General features: G+C 60.8%; 21 protein-coding genes. 15 read left to right on the forward strand and 6 right to left on the reverse strand.

Annotated features, from left to right (window positions below):
* The 5 genes from Q7T64_RS07900 to Q7T64_RS07920 all read left to right on the forward strand — a co-directional run.
* On the forward strand, positions 1 to 876 hold an 876-nt coding region (locus tag Q7T64_RS07900), incomplete at its 5' end, for an ABC transporter substrate-binding protein (protein ID WP_304793933.1).
* Between the two features lie 90 nt (positions 877 to 966).
* Positions 967 to 1,848: a branched-chain amino acid ABC transporter permease gene (locus Q7T64_RS07905; protein ID WP_304793937.1), complete on the forward strand. Its 882-nt coding sequence runs from the start codon at positions 967 to 969 to the stop codon at positions 1,846 to 1,848.
* Entirely contained in the window at positions 1,845 to 2,885 is a 1,041-nt protein-coding gene (locus tag Q7T64_RS07910) for a branched-chain amino acid ABC transporter permease (RefSeq protein WP_304793940.1), read from the forward strand. Before Q7T64_RS07905 ends, Q7T64_RS07910 begins: the two co-directional genes overlap by 4 nt.
* A complete protein-coding gene (locus tag Q7T64_RS07915; protein WP_304793943.1) occupies positions 2,882 to 3,652 on the forward strand; it encodes an ABC transporter ATP-binding protein in 771 nt (256 codons plus the stop codon). The genes Q7T64_RS07910 and Q7T64_RS07915 overlap by 4 nt, the downstream gene beginning before the upstream one ends.
* A 32-nt stretch (positions 3,653 to 3,684) precedes the next feature.
* Entirely contained in the window at positions 3,685 to 4,386 is a 702-nt protein-coding gene (locus tag Q7T64_RS07920) for an ABC transporter ATP-binding protein (protein WP_304793947.1), read from the forward strand.
* Here the strand turns inward: Q7T64_RS07920 and Q7T64_RS07925 are convergent.
* Both Q7T64_RS07925 and Q7T64_RS07930 read right to left on the reverse strand, forming a co-directional pair.
* On the reverse strand, positions 4,383 to 5,480 hold the full coding sequence (locus tag Q7T64_RS07925; RefSeq protein WP_304793950.1) for a zinc-binding dehydrogenase: 1,098 nt from the start codon (positions 5,478 to 5,480) through the stop codon (positions 4,383 to 4,385). The genes Q7T64_RS07920 and Q7T64_RS07925 overlap by 4 nt on opposite strands.
* The gene (locus tag Q7T64_RS07930; protein WP_304793953.1) at positions 5,477 to 6,343 is read right to left on the reverse strand and encodes a phytanoyl-CoA dioxygenase family protein; all 867 of its coding nucleotides are present in this window, start codon (positions 6,341 to 6,343) and stop codon (positions 5,477 to 5,479) included. The genes Q7T64_RS07925 and Q7T64_RS07930 overlap by 4 nt, the downstream gene beginning before the upstream one ends.
* A gap of 116 nt (positions 6,344 to 6,459) precedes the next feature.
* On the opposite strand from Q7T64_RS07930, the gene Q7T64_RS07935 reads away from it, so the two are divergent.
* Positions 6,460 to 7,515 carry an alpha/beta fold hydrolase gene (locus tag Q7T64_RS07935; protein WP_304793956.1) on the forward strand — a complete coding sequence of 352 codons (1,056 nt, stop codon included), beginning with the start codon at positions 6,460 to 6,462 and terminating at the stop codon, positions 7,513 to 7,515.
* Between the two features lie 39 nt (positions 7,516 to 7,554).
* On the opposite strand, the gene Q7T64_RS07940 is transcribed toward Q7T64_RS07935, so the two are convergent.
* The 3 genes from Q7T64_RS07940 to Q7T64_RS07950 all read right to left on the reverse strand — a co-directional run bounded on the left by Q7T64_RS07940 (position 7,555) and on the right by Q7T64_RS07950 (position 10,232).
* A complete protein-coding gene (locus Q7T64_RS07940; RefSeq protein WP_304793959.1) occupies positions 7,555 to 8,400 on the reverse strand; it encodes an isocitrate lyase/phosphoenolpyruvate mutase family protein in 846 nt (281 codons plus the stop codon).
* A 98-nt stretch (positions 8,401 to 8,498) separates the two neighbouring features.
* Positions 8,499 to 9,290 (reverse strand): glutathione S-transferase family protein, encoded by a 792-nt coding sequence (locus tag Q7T64_RS07945; RefSeq protein ID WP_304793963.1) that lies wholly within the window; start codon positions 9,288 to 9,290, stop codon positions 8,499 to 8,501.
* Positions 9,291 to 9,479: 189 nt separating this feature from the next.
* Positions 9,480 to 10,232 carry a hypothetical protein gene (locus tag Q7T64_RS07950; protein WP_304793966.1) on the reverse strand — a complete coding sequence of 251 codons (753 nt, stop codon included), beginning with the start codon at positions 10,230 to 10,232 and terminating at the stop codon, positions 9,480 to 9,482.
* 284 nt (positions 10,233 to 10,516) lie between these two features.
* Here Q7T64_RS07950 and Q7T64_RS07955 point away from each other — a divergent pair, with 284 nt between their 5' ends.
* From Q7T64_RS07955 to Q7T64_RS07970, 4 genes are all read left to right on the forward strand, one after another.
* On the forward strand, positions 10,517 to 11,512 hold the full coding sequence (locus Q7T64_RS07955) for a tripartite tricarboxylate transporter substrate binding protein (RefSeq protein WP_304793969.1): 996 nt from the start codon (positions 10,517 to 10,519) through the stop codon (positions 11,510 to 11,512).
* Between the two features lie 688 nt (positions 11,513 to 12,200).
* Positions 12,201 to 13,058, forward strand: coding sequence for a hypothetical protein (locus Q7T64_RS07960; RefSeq protein ID WP_304793972.1), 858 nt, complete (start codon positions 12,201 to 12,203; stop codon positions 13,056 to 13,058).
* A gap of 233 nt (positions 13,059 to 13,291) precedes the next feature.
* Positions 13,292 to 14,584, forward strand: coding sequence for an aromatic ring-hydroxylating dioxygenase subunit alpha (locus Q7T64_RS07965; RefSeq protein ID WP_304793975.1), 1,293 nt, complete (start codon positions 13,292 to 13,294; stop codon positions 14,582 to 14,584).
* Positions 14,585 to 14,621: 37 nt separating this feature from the next.
* Complete coding sequence (locus tag Q7T64_RS07970; RefSeq protein ID WP_304793979.1) at positions 14,622 to 15,137, forward strand: nuclear transport factor 2 family protein; 516 nt, start codon at positions 14,622 to 14,624, stop codon at positions 15,135 to 15,137.
* Between the two features lie 128 nt (positions 15,138 to 15,265).
* On the opposite strand, the gene Q7T64_RS07975 is transcribed toward Q7T64_RS07970, so the two are convergent.
* Positions 15,266 to 15,751, reverse strand: coding sequence for a MarR family winged helix-turn-helix transcriptional regulator (locus Q7T64_RS07975; protein ID WP_304793982.1), 486 nt, complete (start codon positions 15,749 to 15,751; stop codon positions 15,266 to 15,268).
* A gap of 111 nt (positions 15,752 to 15,862) precedes the next feature.
* Here Q7T64_RS07975 and Q7T64_RS07980 point away from each other — a divergent pair, with 111 nt between their 5' ends.
* Genes Q7T64_RS07980 through Q7T64_RS08000 form a run of 5 tightly spaced genes read left to right on the forward strand, consistent with a single transcriptional unit; the run spans position 15,863 to position 20,078 of the window.
* Positions 15,863 to 17,338, forward strand: a complete 1,476-nt coding sequence (locus tag Q7T64_RS07980) for an amidase (protein WP_304793985.1) — start codon at positions 15,863 to 15,865, stop codon at positions 17,336 to 17,338.
* Positions 17,339 to 17,390: 52 nt separating this feature from the next.
* Positions 17,391 to 17,753, forward strand: coding sequence for a hypothetical protein (locus tag Q7T64_RS07985; protein WP_304793992.1), 363 nt, complete (start codon positions 17,391 to 17,393; stop codon positions 17,751 to 17,753).
* Positions 17,754 to 17,765: 12 nt separating this feature from the next.
* Entirely contained in the window at positions 17,766 to 18,407 is a 642-nt protein-coding gene (gene maiA, locus Q7T64_RS07990; RefSeq protein WP_304793994.1) for a maleylacetoacetate isomerase, read from the forward strand.
* A gap of 1 nt (position 18,408) precedes the next feature.
* Positions 18,409 to 18,639, forward strand: coding sequence for a hypothetical protein (locus tag Q7T64_RS07995; protein ID WP_304793998.1), 231 nt, complete (start codon positions 18,409 to 18,411; stop codon positions 18,637 to 18,639).
* Positions 18,636 to 20,078 carry an AtzE family amidohydrolase gene (locus Q7T64_RS08000; RefSeq protein ID WP_304794001.1) on the forward strand — a complete coding sequence of 481 codons (1,443 nt, stop codon included), beginning with the start codon at positions 18,636 to 18,638 and terminating at the stop codon, positions 20,076 to 20,078. The genes Q7T64_RS07995 and Q7T64_RS08000 overlap by 4 nt, the downstream gene beginning before the upstream one ends.
* The last annotated feature ends 273 nt before the right edge of the window (positions 20,079 to 20,351 follow it).

Below are 20,351 nucleotides of genomic sequence, written 5' to 3' on the forward strand. Positions count from 1 at the left end.
CAGGACGGCGTGCGCGAGACAATGGCAAAGCCGCGCTACCTGTTCCGCTCCACCGACAACGAGTGCGAAGCGGTGATGGCGTCGCTGGTTGCGATCAAGCACTTCAAGGGCAAGTTCGCCACTGTCGCGGGCATCAACCCCGACTACTCTTACGGACGCAATAACTGGGCTGCCTTCCTGGCGCTGCTCAAGCGTTTTGGCATCAATGTCAAAGTGGTAGCCGAGCAGTGGCCAAAAGTCGGCACACTCGATCTGTCGTCCCACGTTGGCGCACTGAAGGCGGCCAAGCCGGACCTGATCTTCAGCTCGCTGCTGTTTGCCGACCTGCCAGTGTTCATGCAGACCGCATTTGGCGCCGGCCTGATGTCGGGCGGTACCAAGTTCGTGTTCCCTGCGGCCGGCTTCCAGCATACCTTGCTGAAGAAATCCTTTACGCCAGAGGGCATGGTCTTCGGTCATAACACGCTGTATTTCGACTTGCCGAATGCGTCGCCGATCCAGAAAGAGTTCGTCTCGATGTATGTGGATCGCTACAAGGATTACCCGCACTGGGAGGCTGATCGCGCTTACTTCGCCATGCAAGCCTACAAGGGCGGCGTCGAAAAGGCGGTCAAGGCCAAAGGCGGCGCATGGCCGAACATGGAAGAAGTGGCGGCTTCGATCGAAGGAATCAAGGTCGATTCCCTGGGCGGACCGGGCATGATGCGCACCGACCATATCGCCGAACAGACCTTCTACCAGGGCATCACCACGCACAATAACAAGTACGACTTCCCGACCCTGGGCGTGGTCGAAAAGAAATTCTCCGATCAGTTGCAAAAGCCGCCAGGAATGGATTTCTGGAAGTGGCTGGAGACGGCGAAAATTTCACTCTGAAACGCTTGACCGGGCTGGCCGCGCCGACCTTGTGTCGGTCGCCGGCCGGCTGTTTCGGATATAGCGAAGAATTCAATCAATGGGGTTATTTTGTCGACACTTCTCGATATTTTATTGAGCGGACTGTTCCATGCTGGCGTGCTGTTCCTGGTCGCCGGTGGATTGCAACTGGTGTTTGGCGTTCAAAAGATCGTCAACCTGGCTTGCGGCTCGTTCTATGCGTTGGGCGCCTATGCCGGCGTGACGGCGGTCACCTGGGCCATGGCCCAGGGCGTTCCGGGTTATTGGTTGCTGCCGCTTTTGCTCGGCTCCGGCTTGCTGCTGGGTGTCGTCGGACCGGTGATCGAGCGCGTACTGCGTTACGTCTATAACCGCGAGGAAGGCTTCCAGTTGCTGCTGACGTTTGCGCTGCTGCTCCTTTCGCAGGATATTTTCCGCTTCATCTGGGGCGCCACGCCCAAGACACTGGGCAACATGTCGCTGATCTATGGCCAGACGACCCTGGGCCCGACCTCGATACCGACCTACAAGATACTGGTGATCGTTGCCAGTATTGCGATTGCGATTGCGCTGGGCTGGCTGTTGCAGAAGACCAAATTCGGCCGCATCGTGCGCGCCACTGCCGAGAACCGCAACATGAGCGAGGCGGTGGGCATCAGCACCGGCCATGTGACGGTGATCGTGTTCACGCTGGGCACTATCCTGGGCACGGTCGGTGGCGCACTGGTGGTGCCAACCGCTGCCGCATCGCTCGACATGATGGTGGAGCTGGTGGTCGAAGCCTTCGCTGTGGTGGTGATCGGCGGCCTGGGCAGCATGCGCGGTGCGCTGGTCGGTGCGCTGGTGGTCGGCCTGATCCGATCGCTCGCGGTGTTCTTCTACGCCGAGCTGGAGATCCTGTCGATCTATCTGATCGTCATTGCGGTGCTCATTTTCAGACCAACCGGATTATTTGGGAAGCCAATCGAATGAGAAGCTACCGCGTTATTTTGCCCCTGGTGCTGCTGTGCCTGATCGCCGCACCGTTCCTGCTGCCGCCGTTTTATGTGGTGCTGATGTTGCCGGCGCTGGCCTACGGTGTGATCCTGCTCGGCTTCAACCTGCTGTTCGGTTACACCGGACTGATGTCCTTCGGCCATGCGTTGTTCGTGGCGCTGGGCGCTTACTCGGTCGCTTACATGACCGGGCGTTACGGCTTCAAGAGCATGGAGCTGGCGATCCTGACCGCTGTGGGCGTGAGCCTGCTGGTCGGCATTCCGGTGGGTATGCTGTGCGTGCGCTATGTGCGGATTTTCTTCGGCATGCTCACGCTCGCCTTTGGCATGCTGTTCCATTCCTTCCTGTTCAAGTTTTACGACCTGACCGGCGGTGATTCGGGCATTCCCATCATTCGTCCGCACTTGCTCGGGATGGAGTTTGCCAGCCTGGACAAGACCCAGTACCTGACCGGACCGTTTTACTTCTACAGCCTGGTCATTTTGCTGGTGCTCGGATTCATCATGTGGCGCATCGTGCATTCGCCGTTCGGGCTGCACCTGCGCTCGATCCGCGACAATCCGCGCAAGGCGGAGTACGTTGGCGTGCGCGTATATGGCTTTCGCCTGATGGCGTATGTGATCTCGGCGGTCTACGGCGCCATCGGCGGCGCTTTGCTGGCGATTCCGGTCGGGCTGGCCGATCCGGAGCTGGCGTACTGGACTCATTCGGGCAACCTGGTGTTCATGACCATTCTCGGCGGCTTTGGCAATTTCTTCGGGCCGATCCTGGGCGCGTTCGTATTCATCGGCCTGCAAAATGAAATGATGTCGCTGACCCAGTACTGGCGCTTTGCCATGGGCGTGATCCTGATCGTGATCGTGATTGTCTTGCCGCAGGGACTGATGGGCTTGCTGCTGAAACGTCGCAAGAGCGCCAGGCCAAGCACGCCTGACCAGGCCGCAGCCATGCCGCAGGTGAGCGCACAGAACGTCGCGACAGCGGCAAACTCCAAGCCAGAGGTGGAGCGATGAGTATCATTCTCGAAACCCGGAACGTCTCCAAGCATTATGGTGATTACCGGGCATTGCAGGAAGTCAGCCTGAGCTTTCGCGAAGGCGAGGTGGTGGCGATCGTCGGTCCGAACGGCGCCGGCAAAACAACGCTGGTCAATCTGCTGACCGGATTGCTCAAGCCAACGCATGGCGATGTGCTGTTCCGCGGCACCTCGATCGCGGGAGTCGGGCCGGTGCGCCTGGCCAAGCTGGGCATGGCGCGCGCGTTCCAGTTGGTCCATATCTTTCCGGAACTGACAGTGTCCGAGGCAATTGCCTCGGCCGTCATATCGCAACAGAACCGCAACCTGGATTTCTGGCGCAACGCCAGCACCATCGAGCCGGTGCGCCAGCGGGTGGAGGAGGTTGCCCGGATATTCGGTTTGCAAAACCGGCTTGACTGGCTGGCGTCCTATTTGTCGCAGGGCGAGAAAAAGCTGCTCGATATTGCGAGTGCCTTTGCACTCAATCCGCAGCTGATCCTGCTGGACGAGCCGACCAGCGGCATTTCCACTTCCGACAAGCGCCCACTGATGGATACCCTGATGGATGCGGCCAAGAAGGCCGGCATCAAGACCATGCTGCTGGTCGAGCACGACATGGACCTGGTCTCCGAATATTCAACCCGCATCATTGCCCTGACTGAAGGGCGGGTGCTGGCCGACCTGCCGCCCAAGGAATTTTTTGCCGACCCGCACCTGGCCGCCGCCATCGTCGGCAAGCCGCCGGTTGAACTTGGCGCTTGAGCCCTGAATCCTGAATCTTGAATCGCGAACCTATGCTAACCCTCAAGTCAGTCAACGTCGAAATACAGAACAGCACGATCCTGCGCGATATCAGCCTCGCGGTTTCGCCGGGCGAGCTGGTGTGCCTGGTGGGTCGCAACGGCGCCGGCAAGACCACGACATTTCGCAGCATCATGGGCTACGTGCAACCGAAGTCCGGCAGCATCGAATGGAAGGGTGAGTCGATCGTTGGCATGAAGACGCATCAGATTGCGCGCCGCGGGATCGCATTCTCGCCTGAAGAAAGCGAAGTGTTCGGCGACCTGACGGTTGCCGAGAACATCGCATTGCCGACCGACACGATCAAGACCGGGCGCTCGGCGCAGGAACGGATCGACCTGGCATACCATATTTTCCCGAAGCTGGAACGCTATCGCGAACGCAGCGGCACCCATCTTTCAGGCGGTGAACGCAAGATGCTGTCGATTGCGCGCGCCGTTGCGATGGATCCGCAATTGCTGTTGCTTGACGAGCCGTTCGAAGGCCTGTCACCGGCCGTGATCCCGACCATCAGCGAAGGGATCGCGTCCATCCGCAAGCTGGGGCGGGCAGTACTGATGGCCGAATCCAACGGCTATCACATCCCCGATTATGCGGACAAGGTGTACGTGATCGAGCGCGGCGAGATCGTGTTCGAGGGCAGCGTTGCCCAGGCGCGCAGCAACGACATGGTGAGCCGCATCATCGGCGCCTAGAACTGGATCACGGAACGGATTTCCAGCCCCTTTTTGAGCCGTTCCAGTCCGGTGTTGATGTCTTCCAGCCGGATCCGGCTGGTGACATATTCATCCAGCAGCAAGCGACCGTCCTGGTATGCCTTGACCAGGAACGGGAAATCTTTTGCAGGATCGGTCCCGCCATAGCTTGAGCGGACGATTTTCTTTTCGCCCATCAGGGATCCCCAGCGAAACGCCACCTCCTGGTTCACCGGGACCTTGCCGAGCCAGACCACCTGTCCGCCCGGTCGCACGATTTCCATGCTGGCGCGGAATGCGGCCTGGTTGCCGGCGGCTTCAAACACATAATCGGCGCCACGACCCGAGGTCAGCGCCGCATGGGCGGCGACCAGATCATCGTTGGCCAGCAAGGTATGGGTGGCGCCGAAGGTGCGTGCCAGCGCCAGCTTCACCGGGTCGCGGTCTATCGCGATGATGATGCCGGCAGCGGCCAGCTTGGCGCCCTGTATCGCCGACAGGCCGACCGCGCCGCAACCGATCACGCTGGCGCTGCTGCCGGCTTCCACTTTGGCGATATTGAGCGCCGCACCTACCCCCGTCATCACGCCGCAGCCGATCAGGCAGGCCAGGTCGAGCGGCATGGCGTCGGGAATGGCCACTGCGCAGTCTTCGGTCACTACCGCCATTTCGGCAAAGGTACCGGCATACATCAACTGATGCACCGGCTGCTCACCGAGGAACAAGCGCGGCTTGCCGTCAAAATGCAGCGAGCGGGCAGCGTTGTCGCGGTACTGCTGGCACAGGATCGGTTGATGCTTGTCGCAGTAAAAGCAATGGTTGCAGTGCGGGTTCCAGGAAATGATGACGTGGTCACCCACGGCTCGCTTGCGTACCGATTTGCCGACCCATTCGACGATGCCGGCGGCTTCATGGCCGGGCACCAGCGGAAACGGCGCCCCGAGTTGGCCTTCCACCGCTTCCAGGTCGGTATGGCACAAGGCGGTGGCAACGATGCGCACCAGCACATCGGCATCGCCCAGGTTAGCGGTATGCAATTGTTCAATCGCCAGCGCAGCGCCGGCATGGGTCAGGACAGCAGCGTTGAAGTTCACTGGACTTTTGCGCCCCTGAGCTTGTCGGTACCCTCGTCGTAACTGGCCACGCCCGTGCCCTTGTACAGGATGGCAGCGGTGCGCTCGGCAAACGCGGCATGCATGGCAACGAACGCGGGATCGAAATCGCGCATGGGTTGCGGTTCATGCTCGAAGGTGTTGAAGGTGTCGACCCCGCGTACCAGCGTGGCGCTGTCCGCGCCTTCGACCTGGCGCACCGAAGTCGGTATATAGCGGATCGCAAAACCGATCCGGCGCTTTGACGACGTATTGGGCGGCGAACCGTGGATCAGTCGTACATGGTGCAGCGACATTTCGCCCGGCTCCAGGTTGACCAGTACCGCTTGCGCCGGATCGACGTCGACGGCGACTTCCTGACCACGGGTGAGCAAGTTGTTTTCAGAGAAGGTATCGCGATGCGGAATCTGGTCCACCAGGTGCGTACCGGGAATCACCTGCATGGCGCCGTTGGACTCATTGCTCTCCGACAGCGCCACCCAGGCCGTCACCACATCCGGCCGCGACAGGCCCCAGTAGGTGGAATCCTGGTGCCAGGACACGAACTTGGCGTCATTGGCTTCCTTGATGAAAAAATTGGTCGTCCAGCACAGCAGGTTCTCGCCGTACAGGTCTTCGATGGCGTCGAGGATTTTTTCATGCCGCACCAGGTCGTTGAGGCTCTTGAACAGCAGGTGCGTCTTGTGGCGCAATGCGCCTTTTAGCGGGCCGCCGTTCTGGCTCTCATACTCCTCCAGGTTCTGTCGGATGGCGTTGGCTTGGGCGGCCGACATCACGCGGATCGGGGTGATGTAGCCTTGGGTTTTGTAGTGTTCCGTCTGTTCGGACGTCAGCAATTTAGACATGGGATTGGCCAAGGATTCGGGTTAGAGTGGCTCGCACAACTGAAATATCAGTAGTACATTACATACATCCTCGAAGCTAACGCCGCACTCTGGCCTTGTCAAGCACTAGACCCATCATGCCCTCATTGAACTTTCATCCGCCGCACCAGGCGGGCTGGCTGGACGCACCGCACCATCGACTCGCGCTGGGCGATTTCACGCTGGAGTCGGGGGCGGTGATCAAGGATTTTTCGGTGTCTTATGCCTTGCATGGCCACGCTGTGGATGGCACGCCGGACGCCAGCTTGCCGGTTGCTGTTGCGCTGTGCGCGATTGGCAGCGTGCATCATCGGCTGGATTTCCTGATCGGTGCGGATCGTGCGCTCGATCCGCGCCGGCATCGCATCTTTGCGATCGACGCCGTCGGTAACGGCCTGACGACGTCGCCTTCCAACAGCAGCCATCAAGCCGGCATGCATTTCCCGCGGTTCACGATCCGTGACATGGTGCGCAGCCAGAAGCTGTTGCTCGATGCATTGGGAATCGGCGAAGTCGATGTCGTGATCGGGGCGTCGATGGGGGGCATGCAGGCATTGCAATGGGGTGTGCAATATCCGGCGGCAATGCGCAAGATCGTGGCGCTGACGCCGATGGCGAAAACAGCGCCCTGGGCGGCGGCAATCAATGAGGCCGCGCGCCAGGCCTTGCTGGGGCGCATGCACGAGCGGGACGCTGGCCGTGACTGGCCATCCGACATATGGGATGGCTGGACGCCGATCATGCAATTGCTGGCCATGCGTACGCCGGCCCAGCTGGCGCGGGAATTCGGCGACGCCACGGCATGCCTGGCATGGATCAGGGAGCGTTCAAGCTGGTGGCGCGCGCAGGGGTTCGATCCGGTCGACTGGATTTATCAGTCATGGGCCTACGATGCGCATGACGTCGGCACCACGCCCGGTTTTGATGGCGATACGGCGCGCGCGCTGGCCTCGATCCGTGCCAGCACGATGATCGTGGCGGCCGCGCTGGACCTCTATAATCCCGCCGAGTCGGCGCAAGAAGCGGCCAGCCATATCGCCGATTGCACGCTGCAGGTGATTGATTCTGACTGGGGCCATCTGATGGCGAGCAGTGCAGACCAGGACGCGGCGCTGGCGCTCAACGAAAAAATCGGCAGCTTCCTGATGGGCTGACCTGCGCTGCCAGCGCCCGCGCTGTGCGGGCGACGCGCTCTATCGGGCCCTGACGGCCGTGAAGAATTTGCGCAGCTCCGGGTCCGGTATCGCGTCGTTGGCAAATGAAAATGTGCCGTGTTGCGCCATTTCTGTCGCCGCCCGGCGAATCAGGCCAAAGGTGGCGCGCGCAAGGCTGCCGCCGATGCTGATGCGCCGCACACCGACCGATTGCAGGTCTGCCACCGTCATCGTGGGTCCGGAAAATCCCATTACCACTGTCAAGGGGCCGTTGAGTTCGCGCACCAGCCGTTCAATTGTCCCGATATCTTTGGCGCCGGGAATGAACAGGCAGTCAGCGCCGGCTTCGACGAACAGGTTTGCCCGTTCCACCGCTTCGGCAAATGGGTCCGCCATTGGCACCATGAAACAATCGGTACGGGCAGTCAGCGTGAACGGGATGCCGCAGGCGTCGGCCGCCTTGCGCGCCGCCCGGATGCGCTCGACGGCGACGGCGCGCGCGAAGAGGGGCGATTGATTCGCCGCGACGCCGGCATAGTCTTCGATATTGCCGCCGACGGCGCCGGCGGCGATCGCCAGCGCCGTCGTTTCGCCGACTTGCTCGGCCGATTCGCCATAGCCCGATTCAAGGTCGGCGTTGACCGGAAGGTCGACCGCATCGACGATGGCGCGCACCGATTCCAGCATCAGCTCGCGACTGACATTGCCCTCGTAATCCGCCAGGCCCATTGAGGCGGCGACGCCGGCGCTGGTGGTGCCCAATGCCGAAAACCCGCCTTCGGCCAACAGGCAGGCGCTGCCGGCGTTCCATGCATTGGGCATCAGGAAGATGCCATCCTGCAGATGCAAGTTCTTGAAGGCTGCGGCTTTCTGCTGTTGGTTCATATGGGTTCCCGGTAGCGTTATCCATGACAGGCGTTTGTCGGAAACGGGCTTCGTGCATGGCGTTCCGACAATGACTGCAACGATATTACCTGAAGCGGTCACAAGCCCAGTTCTTCGTCCGTTGCGCTATGGTGGTACTTGTCCTTGGGCGGCCACGGGCGGGTGCGCCAGTCGCTGTCGAACGTGAAGGACGATCGCTGGCGGCCCGCTAGCAATGCGCCGTTGCCGGCACCCTTGGCGTAGTCGTAATACAGCTTTACGATCTGTTCGGCTGTGACCTGTGCTGCTGCCGGATGGGCCAGGCAGGCGTCGCGCCAAGCCCGTACCCGCGCATATTGCTCATCCTGGGGCAGGGCGAAATCCTCGTAGTAATCAAGGAACCAGAAACGCATGAACAGCGGTGTGAAAACAGCCTCTGCCCAGCCGAATTGTTCGAACAGGAACGGGCCTGTCGGTGCGTGCTCAACCAGGAAGTCATTCAGTTTCGCGTACAGCTTGAGTATGCCGTCGCGCAGCGCATCGCGCCGGGCAGGATCCTGGTTCATCACGAACGTGTAGCCCTGCATGGCGAACTCGCCTTCCATTCTTGTCAGCATGTTCTCGACTGCCCGGCGGTAGGGATCGTGCTGGGCGACGGCGGGCTCCGGATAAATGTCCTCCAGATACTGCAGTATGACCAGGCTCTCCTTGATGATGTGTCCATCCGCTGTTTCCAGAACCGGCAAAGCGGTCGTGCCGCGGGTTTTCCGCAGCAGGTCTTCGCTGCGTGGCCGGGTAATGTCCACCACCTGGAAGTCAACTTCGCTGCGTAAACCTTTCAATGCCAACAGTATTTCCAGTCGCTGGGAAAATGGGCAGACGGGAATATGGTGAACGGTGAGCTTTGTCATGGATGGGATCGCTGGCTGCGCGGGGTGGCGGAGACTGGATATTAAATCGCAAACCTGTATCCCGTGCAGGAACAGGCAGGAAACTACTGGTTTGCTGTCGCCGGTTTGTCGCGGCATCACCGGCTGGCCTTGCTTCCTGGCTCCGCGGTGGCCATCCGCAACTTGAAGGCGGCAGCGTCAGGGGCGCGACTACTCGACTGTACCCTGGGCAAGCTTGGCGCCTGATCTGGTCCTGATCGGAAGCAACCTGGCAATTACTCCACCGCACACGTCAAACGCTTTGGCGTACTCAGCCGGGCTGTCAAGTTGTGCGTGCATCGTATTGAGACGGCTGAACAGTTCACGCGCCCGCCAGGCAGTCAGCTGGCTGGCGTCTTCCTGCTTCACTTGCAGTGAAGCGCGTGATTCGATTTTCCGGAAATCCGGCGGATATTGCTTGCGCAATTCTGCTTGCAAGCTGGCGGCGGTATTGTTCAGTGCCTCTTTATGGAAGTGAACATGCATCAATTCATGGCTGCTCACGAACTCATGCGCACACCGGTCCAGCGCCAGTTCGCTGGCAGTCGTCACATCGATCTGGCTGAACGACAGCGCTATCTGGACAATAGGGCTGGTGCATACGCGGTTACCGGGCAATGCCATTTCCCTGGCACTGATCCGCACCGTCAACTGGAAGGCTGCGCGCGTCAATCCCAGGTAGACGCCATGAACCTGGTCTTTCCCAACCAACAGGGGAATGGTTGCCGATGGCGCCAGGTGCATCGATGGCTGTTGCGAGGTATCGGCGCTGACCTGGATGTCCGGATTCGGCAACGCGGACAGGCAAAGTGTCCGCTCGTCCTGCCCTTGCGTGGTCTGCACATCCTTGGCCCAGGCAAGGCCGGGCAGAAGTGCTGCCAGCAGCAGCCACACCGAGAGTGAGCTTGAGTAAGGTGATGCCATGATGCGCCAGCCATTGGAAGGTTGCCCGGAGGCAATTAATGACCCAGTCTACGCTTAAAGTTTCCATGCGGAAATTTATTACCCATTCTACCTTCTAATAATCTGGAAAGTGAACGCGCTTCCGGGCTATAGCGTCGGTGGCGCGCCGTGCTGGACGGCGACTGCCCGGAATTCGCACATCTGTGCAAATCCGAACTTGCAAGCTATGATGCTCGCAACTGATGATTTTGCGTTTCCCGGCTTTAGGTTTGTACCCTTGTTGAAACCACTCACGGAGGACAGGCATGACGGCAACATCGCGCACGCATCATCGGTTGGTCTTGAAATTCCTGGCGGCGGCACTGGTCACTTGTGCGGTAGTTGGAACTGGCCCCGCCCAGGCGCAGCAATATCCCGCTGGTCGCATTACCATCGTGGTGCCGTTCGCTGCAGGCGGCGGCGCTGACATCACCGCAAGGGTGATCGCCGAAAAGCTCACCGAGTCGCTCAAGCAGACCGTCATTGTCGACAACAAGGCCGGCGCCAATTCACAGATCGGCACCGGCTACGTCGTCAATGCAAAGCCCGACGGCTATACGCTGTTGCTGGGCACGACCTCCGTGGTCAATAATCCGCATTTTTACAAGACGCCTTATGACGCCGAGCGCGACCTGCGGCCTGTGGTCGGTGTGGTGGACGTGCCGGTATTCCTGGCAGTAGGGCCGAAATCCACGGCCACCGATGCCCGTGAATTCGTGGCAGCGGCAAAGGCGGCCAATGGCGCGATGAATTTTTCGTCGGCCGGCGCTGGCAGCACCCTGCAATTGGCTTCGGAGTGGCTGAAGTCGAACGCCGGCTTCCGCGCCACCCACATTCCCCACAAGGGTAGCGGGCCTGCAGCCACGGCACTGGCCCAGGGCGAGGTCGATTTCAGCATGGAGAACTATGGCCCGGCCTTGCCGCACATGCAGAGCAAGCGGGTACGCATCCTGGCCATTGGCGCTCCCAAGCGTTTTCCGGCCTTGCCTGATATCCCGACTTTCAAGGAAGCAGGCCTTCCCGATTCCGACCTTTCCAGCTGGTTCGTGCTGATGGCGCCGGCGGCCACGCCTGACAACGTGGTGGCGCTGCTCAACGAAAAGGTGAACCAGATCCTGCAAATGCCCGATGTCCGCCAGCGCCTGCTGGGACTGGGCCTGGCGCCAATGGGCGGAACGTCCGAGGGAATGCGCGCCCGGATGAAGGAAGACACCATCAAATGGGGAACCGTCATACGCGACGCCAACGTCAAGCTGAACTGAGATTGACTCGGAACCTGGCCAGCTTTTGGCCAGGTTCCGGTCCGCTGACGTCCGTGCTGGTGGCGTCATAGACTACTGGCAGGCCGGGGCAAGCGTCCCGGCCTGCGCGCTTCCAGCGCAAGTTTCCCCTCGCCCCGTCTCAGCCACAGTCTTTTGCCGTGGCCATCCTGCGATAGAAAAGTCGCCCTCTCCGCCAACACCGCCGGAGTCATTTTTTCGCCCTTGCTTGGGGGCCATCAACAATACATTCGTGCGGGAACCGAACTAATGGCTGGGTTACCGAGGGTCGTCGTTCGTTAATCGGCCTTGTGGTGCGCCAGATGCCGATCAATCTCTCCCAATAGAACAAGGACCCCCTATGTATTCCAACGCGGTAAGCCATCAAAATGCCTCGTCCTCCAGACGGCAAATCCAATCCAATGCCGAATCCGACAGCGACAGTATCGTCTGTTCAAGCGAGTCCGAGGCGGAAGAGCTCACTGGTGCATCGTCCCGCAAGGCTCAGCCTGGCAGCCAGAAACCCGCCGCGCCACTGGTGCAAACAGTCAAGGTGAGAAGCCACTTGTTCGATGACCTGCCGGATGTTGGCAGCTTGTTCGTGGAGCGGAACCTCATTTCCAACGACCCCTTGAAGACTGCGATGAACCTGCGCTGGTGGTCATCGTTCAGCAAGTCCCACCATGCCGAGGTGATCGGCCTGCTCAACCAGGACCGGCTCTCCACTGCCAGTCTTTATGCAACCCGGTATGCGGTTCCCAGGAGTATTGACTTCGTACTAAAGCTATTCAATCCCGGCAAGGACGTGGTGGAAAAGCGCTTGCAAGCCCTGGTCGATGAATACAGCAGCCTTTACCTGAATCTGGGAATGCGGCCGAAGTGGAATCAAATTGCCGGTCACTTTGACGCGGTGGGCGTTGTGTTCAACGATCGCAAGTTGAATACGCTGGTGGTCGATATTTCACCGCAATCGAATTCGCGCGGCGCTGGACTCGCCAGCCAGGCAATACAGAAAATCATCGATCAATTATCGCTCGCTGCAAATACCGCCAACAGTGAACAGCGCGCGTTGCCTGACATACAGTTTCGCTACGTCGGGGCGAAGGCATCTGACCCGGGCGCGTGGATCGTTGTCGAGTCACTTGCGGAGAACCCGGGCATGCTCAATGCCCTGGCCAGCTTGCACCTGGGGTTTACTAAATTTGGCCAGGCATTCCGGGGCGACCACAAGGCCACTTGGTTGTTGCCAAAGATGGTCAGTTACCTGAAAAGAACGACCTCGCTGGTGGCGCTGTCAATCTCTGACACGACACTTTCCGGCCAGCGATGCGCGCGAATCGCGGCGGCACTGGCGGTCAATTCTTCGGTCGAGAACTTGCATCTACCGGGGTGCAATCTCACTGACGGTGACGCCAGTAAGCTGGTGATATTGCTCGCCACCAACGACACGATCCGGCTTCTGGATTTGCGCGGCAACGCGATTGGTCCTGCCCATCCGATCTGGAGAGATCCGCGCGTGACCGGCGGACCGGTCACGAACAGCAACTAGCCGGTTCCGATTCGCCGTTTGGCGGCGACCTGATGCAGCGATGGCCCGGTTTTTTACGGGCCATCGCTGTTTTTACTGCCTTGCCCGCAGATAAGGGCGCTGCCAACGTTGACAAGCTTCCAAGCCTCCGATACGCTAAATACTCAGTGTGCTGAGTAAATTCAGGTGACCCGGGCCAAGGCTTTGGGCATACTCCAGACTTGGCACTTCATACCGACACGCAGGAGCAGACCATGTACGAATCCCAGAAAATACTCGGCCGCGTGGCAGCGGACAAGAATCCCGCCACGGCCGCCGACCTGGTTTGGCCGAAGGAGGGGTTGGAGTTCATTCCGGATTGGGTCTATACCAGCGAGGCGAATTACGAGCGCGAAGTGGAGCGGATTTTTCATGGCCGCAGCTGGAATTTCGTGGCGCTCGAAGCCGAGATACCCAATGTGGGCGACTACAAGCGCTCCAACGTCGGGCCCACGCCGGTGATCGTTTCCCGTGCGGAAGACGGCTCGGTCAATGTGTTCGAGAACCGCTGCGCCCACCGCGGCGCCGAACTCTGCCGCAGCAGCCATGGCAACAACAAGGAATTCGTCTGTCCCTATCACCAGTGGTCGTATGACCTGAAGGGGGCCCTGCAGGGCGTTCCGTTCAAGCGCGGCGTCAACCGCGTCGGCGGCATGCCGCGCGATTTCAAGAACGAAGACCATGGCCTGAAGACGCTCAAGGTGACCACCCGCAACGGCGTCGTGTTCGCCTCGTATTGCATGGACATGGAGCCGCTGGAGGATTACCTGACGCCGGAAATCCTGAAAGATTTCGACGTCGTGTTCAATGGCAAGAAATTGCAGATCCACGGCTATTCCCGCAATGAAGTGCCGGCCAACTGGAAGATGTACCACGAGAACTTGAAAGATCCGTATCACGCGACCTTGCTGCATTCTTTCCTGGTGGTGTTCGGACTGGTCGTGGCTGGCAACAAGTCGGCCATGATCGCCGACAGCAAGTACGGCATCCACGGCACCATGGCATCGGCCAAGTCGGAAGACACTTATGCCAAGGTTTCCGAGGACACGAAAAAGGAAATGCGCTCCTTCCACGAGGGCATGAAGTTGCAGGACGAGCGCCTGGTGGAGTACATCAAGGAAACCGATTCGCCATGGTCGGTGACCATGCAGACGATCTGGCCCAACCTGATCGTGCAGCGCGAAATGAATACGCTGGGTGTGCGCCACATCGTCCCCAATGGGCCCAACAGCTTCGTGATGGTGTGGATCATGTTCGGCTACGAGGACGACACCGAGGAAATGAAGAAACACCGGCTGCGGCAGGGCAACCTGATGGGGCCGTCCGGCTTCCTCGGGCTGGAAGACAACGAGGCGCTCAAGTTCGTGCAGGAGGGCATGACCCGCTCCAGCACCGATCTGAGTGTGGTCAAGCTTGATCCGGACAACATCGGCACCACCGATTCGCTGATCTCGGAGGCGGCAATCCGCGCCATGTATCGCCACTACCGCAAGGTAATGGATCTGTAGCCAACCGGGTATTGGGAAGGGAATCAAGGAAATGCCAATGAAGATCACAGGATACCAAGTCACTGAAATCGACCGTGCCAGTGCGCGCGAGCTGCGTGCCGCGGTGGAGGATTTCAATACGGAATATTGCGCCGTGCTGGACGGTGGCGCGATCGAGAAATGGCCGGACTTCTTTACCGAAGACGCAATCTACCGCTTGACCGCCCGCGAAAACGCCGATGCCAACCTGCCGGTGGGCCTGGTGTATGCCGAGGGTCGCGCGATGCTGCATGACCGTGCAATCGCCGTTTCGCGCACGCAGATGTTTGCGCCGCGTTCCATGCTGCATGTGTGCGGCAATGTGCGCATCATGCGCCAGGATGCGGATGGATCATTCGTGTCCCAGAGCAGTTTCATGCTGATGCAGACGCTGGTGGAAGGGCCGACCACGCTCCACCTGGCCGGACGCTATTACGACCGCTTCGTGCGCGAATCGGGCCAGCTCAAGTTGCAGGAGCGCCAGGTCGTGTATGAGACCCACGTGATTGCGACGGACGTCGTGTACCCGGTTTGATGCGACAGCCTGGGCCGGCTTGCGGTTCCGGATTGTGTGGATAGTGCGGCGGCGCCGCCGGCCGCCCGCCGCTTGATGATCTGGGAGGCGCCGGTTGCCGGCTGCGTCCGGCGCAAGCGGTCCAAGGTTCAGAAGGCCCGCATCGACGCCCGCCCCAAGTCATTGTTCGACTCAACCAGCAACAGCAATAGTTCCATGAACTTCTTGCGTTCGGCCAGCGGCAGCGGCGCGAGCAGGCGGTCCTGCGCATTGGCCATGGCGGCATACATGCCGCCGGTGATTTTTTCGCCTTCTGGGGTGATAAAGGCGTTCTTTACCCTGCCGTCCACCACGCTTGGAACGCGCCTGACCAGTCCGCGCTCTTCAAGCCGCTTGAGCACATCGGCCGTGTTGGTGCGATCCAGGCCGAGTTCGTGGCCCAGTGTCTTCTGGTCGATGCCGGGTGTGACCGACAGCGCCGTGAGCATGCCGTACTGCACCGGGGTGATGTTGAACTGCTTGCACTCTTCAAAAAAGATTGCGTAATGGATCTGGTTCAGGCGGCGGATCAGGTAGCCGGGACGCGAAGACAGCAGCACCCGGGCAGGATCGTGCAAAGGCTTTTTTTTCGGCATGACTCAGCGCGCACAGGCGCAATGCATTATTAGAATCGACTGATTGTAATCCGAGACTTTGCGGCGGCCCGCAAATTAGTTAGCATACTGAGTAAATTAACGGAACTATCCATGGCAAGCAAATCGCAGCAACCGTCCGCGCCAGTCGCGGGCTCGAACAACACGCAGCGCCCCGTTGCCGCACCGGCAGGAGATGGCGCGCATCGTGCGTTCATCCAGGGAGATCGCACCGCGCAAGAGATCGTGTCCGATACCCTGGCCGCAATCGAGACCTCCCAGCCGAGGATCAATGCCTTTGCCTATGTGGCCAGGGAGCAGTCGCTGAAAACTGCCGCCGCGCTCGATGCGGCCGCCCGCGCCGGACATCCGCCCGGCCTGCTGGCGGCGGTGCCGGTGTCGGTCAAGGACATCATCAACACCATGGACATGCCCACCCAATGGGGCTCGCTGTTGATGCAAGGACAAACGCCCCCTGCGGATGCGGTGGCGGTACAGCGGCTGCGCGCGGCGGGCGCGGTGATCGTCGGCAAGACCACCACTTCTGATTTCGCCTACAAGTTGCTGACCGATTCCAAGGCCCATGGTGTCACCCGCAACCCGTGGAATACCGATTACACGCCGGGAGGTTCCAGCGGCGGCGCTGCGGCTTCGGTGGCGGCCGGGCTGACTGACTTTGCTCTCGCCACCGACGCAGGCGCATCGACCCGCTTGCCGGCGGCCTGTTGCGGCATCCTGGGCATGAAGCCGACCCTGGGCGTGATACCGCACAACCAGGTGCCGGATGGGTTCAATAATTTCGTCCACATCGGCCTGATGGCGCGCCGTGCAGCCGACCTGGCGCTCTATCTCGACGTGCTGGCTGGCCCGCATCCAAGCGATCCGCACTCATTGGGCGTGGCCCATCCGAATGCGCGCTCGGCAGCGGCCAGTCCGCTGGAACCAAAGAAACTGCGCATCGGCTGGCTGGCGCTGGCCGGCAACGCCATGCTCGATCCGGAGGTGGAGCGTGGCTGTCATGATGTCCTGGCCCGGCTGGAGGCCGACGGAGCAGTGGTCGAGCACATGGACCTGCGCATCGACAATCCCGGCGTGCCGTGGCGCGTCTTGCAGCAGTCTAACTGGGCCAGCCGCTGGTTCGCCAAGCTGGAAGAAGTCCGCGATCGCATCGAGCCGGGTTTCGCGCGCGGCATTGCCGACGGTGGCGCCTGCACCGGGCCGCAACTGATGGCGGCAATCCAGAAGCGCACCGAGATTTTCCGGATGGTGCAGGGCTGGTTTGGCAAGTTCGACCTGATCGCCACGCCGACCATGTCGGCGCCACCAGTGCTGGCCAGCCACCCGGTCGATGCACCGCTGGTGATCGGCGGCAAGGCGCTGGGCGACCTGCGCGAGGAATGGATTCCTTACCTGAACCTGTTCAACCTGTCGAGCCACCCGGCGATCAGCATTCCGTGCGGCTTGTCGGAAACCGGACTGCCGATGGGCATACAGTTTGCCGCACCCTGGTACGCCGACAGCTTGCTGATCCGCCTGGCGGCCTGGCTGGAAGTGCAGCACCCCTGGCCCAGTGCGCCCGAAGCATCCTGATCTCTTTCATTCCCAGATACTGAACCCGATTATTGCGACAAGGAGAATCACCATGGCACTTGAACCACTGGCTTCCGAAGGACATTTTTTCCATATTTACGACTTCCGTATCAAGCAGGGCGTGGACCCCAAGGAATTCGTCAAGCTGTTCAATCAGTTCGATTACTCGGACGACAATCCAATGCACAAGTCGGCCGCCCAGGTAAAGGACGGCGTGCTGGTGCAGGATGTGAAAGATCCGCTGCACTTCTGGTTGATCGGGGAGTGGCGCGACATCGTCGAGCATGCGCGCATCCGCAAGGTGCTGGCTGAGGACATCAAGCCGGCATTTGTCGGCATGATCGAGCCGGGCGGGTTTGTACCGCACTATGGCGAAATCATTTCCGCCACGCCGCACGACATCCTTAACCGTTGATCAAGGGATAGCATGAAACTCTACAGTTTCTTCCGCTCGTCGACCTCGTTTCGCTTGCGCATTGCGCTGGCCTGGAAAGGCTTGCCCGCTGAAATTCTCGGCGTGTCCTTGCCCGGCATGGCGCACAAGGATCCGGCTTTCCTGGCGCTCAACCCGCAGGGCCTGGTGCCCGCCCTGGTCGATGACGATGGCACGGTCGTGACCCAGTCCCTGGCGATGATTGAATGGCTGGACGAGAAATATCCCGCCCAGCCGCTGATGCCAGCCGGCATTGACGAGCGCTGGTATGTGCGGGCGATCTCGCAGATCATCGGTTGCGAAATACATCCGGTGAATAACGTGCGTGTGCTCAAGTACATCAAGAGCGCGCTCAATGCCACGCCGGAGCAGAGCCAGGAATGGTACGAGCACTGGATACGCGAGGGACTGGCCGGACTGGAGAGTTTCCTGCTGGCGCAAAAGCGGCATGGGAAATTTTGCCTGGGCGAGCAGTTCACGCTGGCCGATGTCTGCCTGGTGCCGCAAATCTACAACGCCAAACGCTTCAACTGCGACCTGACGCCATACCCGACCGTCATGGGTATTTTCGCCCGGTGCGATGCGCTCGATTGCGTGCGCAGCACCGAACCCGAGACCCAAGCGGACAAATCCTGACATGACCGGCCCGCATTCCAAGACGGCGCAAACCGATGCTGCCAATAATGCCAACACTGCCGACGCTGCATTCGATGCAGAAGCCCTGCTGGCCCACGCCCTGCATCAAAGGCAATGGCAATTGCCCGAGCCCTGGCGCGAGGGCGTGCTGGCCAACCTGCACCGGGTCCACGGCATGATTGCCGAACTTGATGCGCTGCCGGTCCAGGCCGGCGGGCTGGGCAAGCCATGAGCATCGGGCCGCCATTGCCTGGCCGGGCGCACGAAATTGCCGCCGCAGTGCGCGCCGGACGGCTGCGCGCTGTCGTGGTCGTCGAGCAGACCCTGGCGGCGATTGCCGCACACGGAGCGCGGCTGAACTGTTTTTCCGCCACCTTGGCCGAGCAGGCAATGGGACAGGCGCGCGCAATCGACGACGCCGTGGCGGCCGGACGCGATCCGGGGCCGCTGGCTGGCGTGCCGATTGCCGTGAAAAATCTCTTTGATGTGGCCGGGCACACTACCATTGCCGGCTCGAAACTGCTGCGCGGCCAGCCTGCAGCGAGCGCCGACGCCACGGTGATTCGTCGTCTGCGCGAGGCGGGCGCCATCGTGATCGGCGCGCTGCACATGGATGAGTTCGCATACGGCTTCACGACCGAGAATTCGCATTACGGCGCGGTGCGCAATCCGCACGACAATAACGCGATCGCCGGTGGATCGTCCGGCGGTTCCGGCAGTGCGGTGGGCGCCGGGCTGGTGCCTATTGCATTGGGTTCCGATACCAACGGTTCAGTGCGCGTGCCGGCTGCCTTGTGCGGCACATGGGGCTTGAAGCCGAGCTTCGGGCGCTTGTCGCGCCAGGGCTGCTATCCCTTCGTCGACTCGCTCGATCATGTCGGATCGCTGGCCGACAGTGTCACCGACCTTGCGCTTTCATACGACGCCATGCAAGGTCCCGATCCGCTGGACCCGGCTTGCGCGCAACGCTTGCCCGATCCTGTTTCGTCCTTGCTCGACCAGCCTGCCGACGCCCTTGTGCGCGGCTTGCGCATTGCCGTGGCGACCGGCTATTTCCGTGACAACGCCGAGGATGATGCCTGGCAGGCAGTCGTCCACGCCGCCGCGCTGCTGGGCGCCACCCGCGAAGTGACGCTGGCGCATGCCGCACAGGCGCGCGCAGCGGCGTTCGTGATGACGGCGGCAGAGGGCGGCGCGCTGCATTGGCCGGCCCTGCAGGTGCGCGGCGATGAATTCGAGCCGCTGTCGCGCGACCGCCTGTTGGCCGGCGTCTTCATGCCGCCGGAATGGCCGCAGCGGGCACAAGCGTTCCGCACCTGGTTCAAGCACGAGGTCGAGCAAGTGTTCAACGATGTCGACGTGATCCTTGCGCCGGCAACGCCGCGCACTGCCACGCCAATCGGCGCCAGTGCCATGACGGTACGCGGCCAGCAAATGATGCCGCGCGCGCACATGGGCATGCTGACCCAGCCGATTTCGTTCATTGGCTTGCCGGTCGTGCTGGCGCCGTATCGGCCGCAAGGCGCGATGCCGCTCGGCGTGCAGATCATCGCGCCGGCATGGCGCGAAGACGCCTGCTTCCGGGTTGCGCGTGCGTTGGAGTTGCTGTCGGCCGATTTCCGGCCGCATCCTGCGCTGCGGCCTTCGCTGGGCCAGGACGCCAATCACTAGGCATCGATTGGCACATGCAATGGGTGCGCTTCGCAATCAGCGATTAACAGCGACTGCGGAGCGCTCGGCACGCGTGTCAACGACGGCAGGCCGGTCACACCGGCAGCCGTTTGCATTGCCGATCGTGTTCCAAGTCAGGGAGCGGGCATGCCACGGCGGTGCATTATTCTGCCGCACTGCACTATGAAGAATCACCATGCGAGCAATGTTGACAAGCCGATTTTTACTCAGTACGCTGATCAAATTCCAGGGTACTGGAATTAGGGAATAGAG

This window comes from Lacisediminimonas sp. (genome assembly GCF_030645335.1).
Classification (GTDB): Bacteria; Pseudomonadota; Gammaproteobacteria; order Burkholderiales; family Burkholderiaceae_D; genus Lacisediminimonas.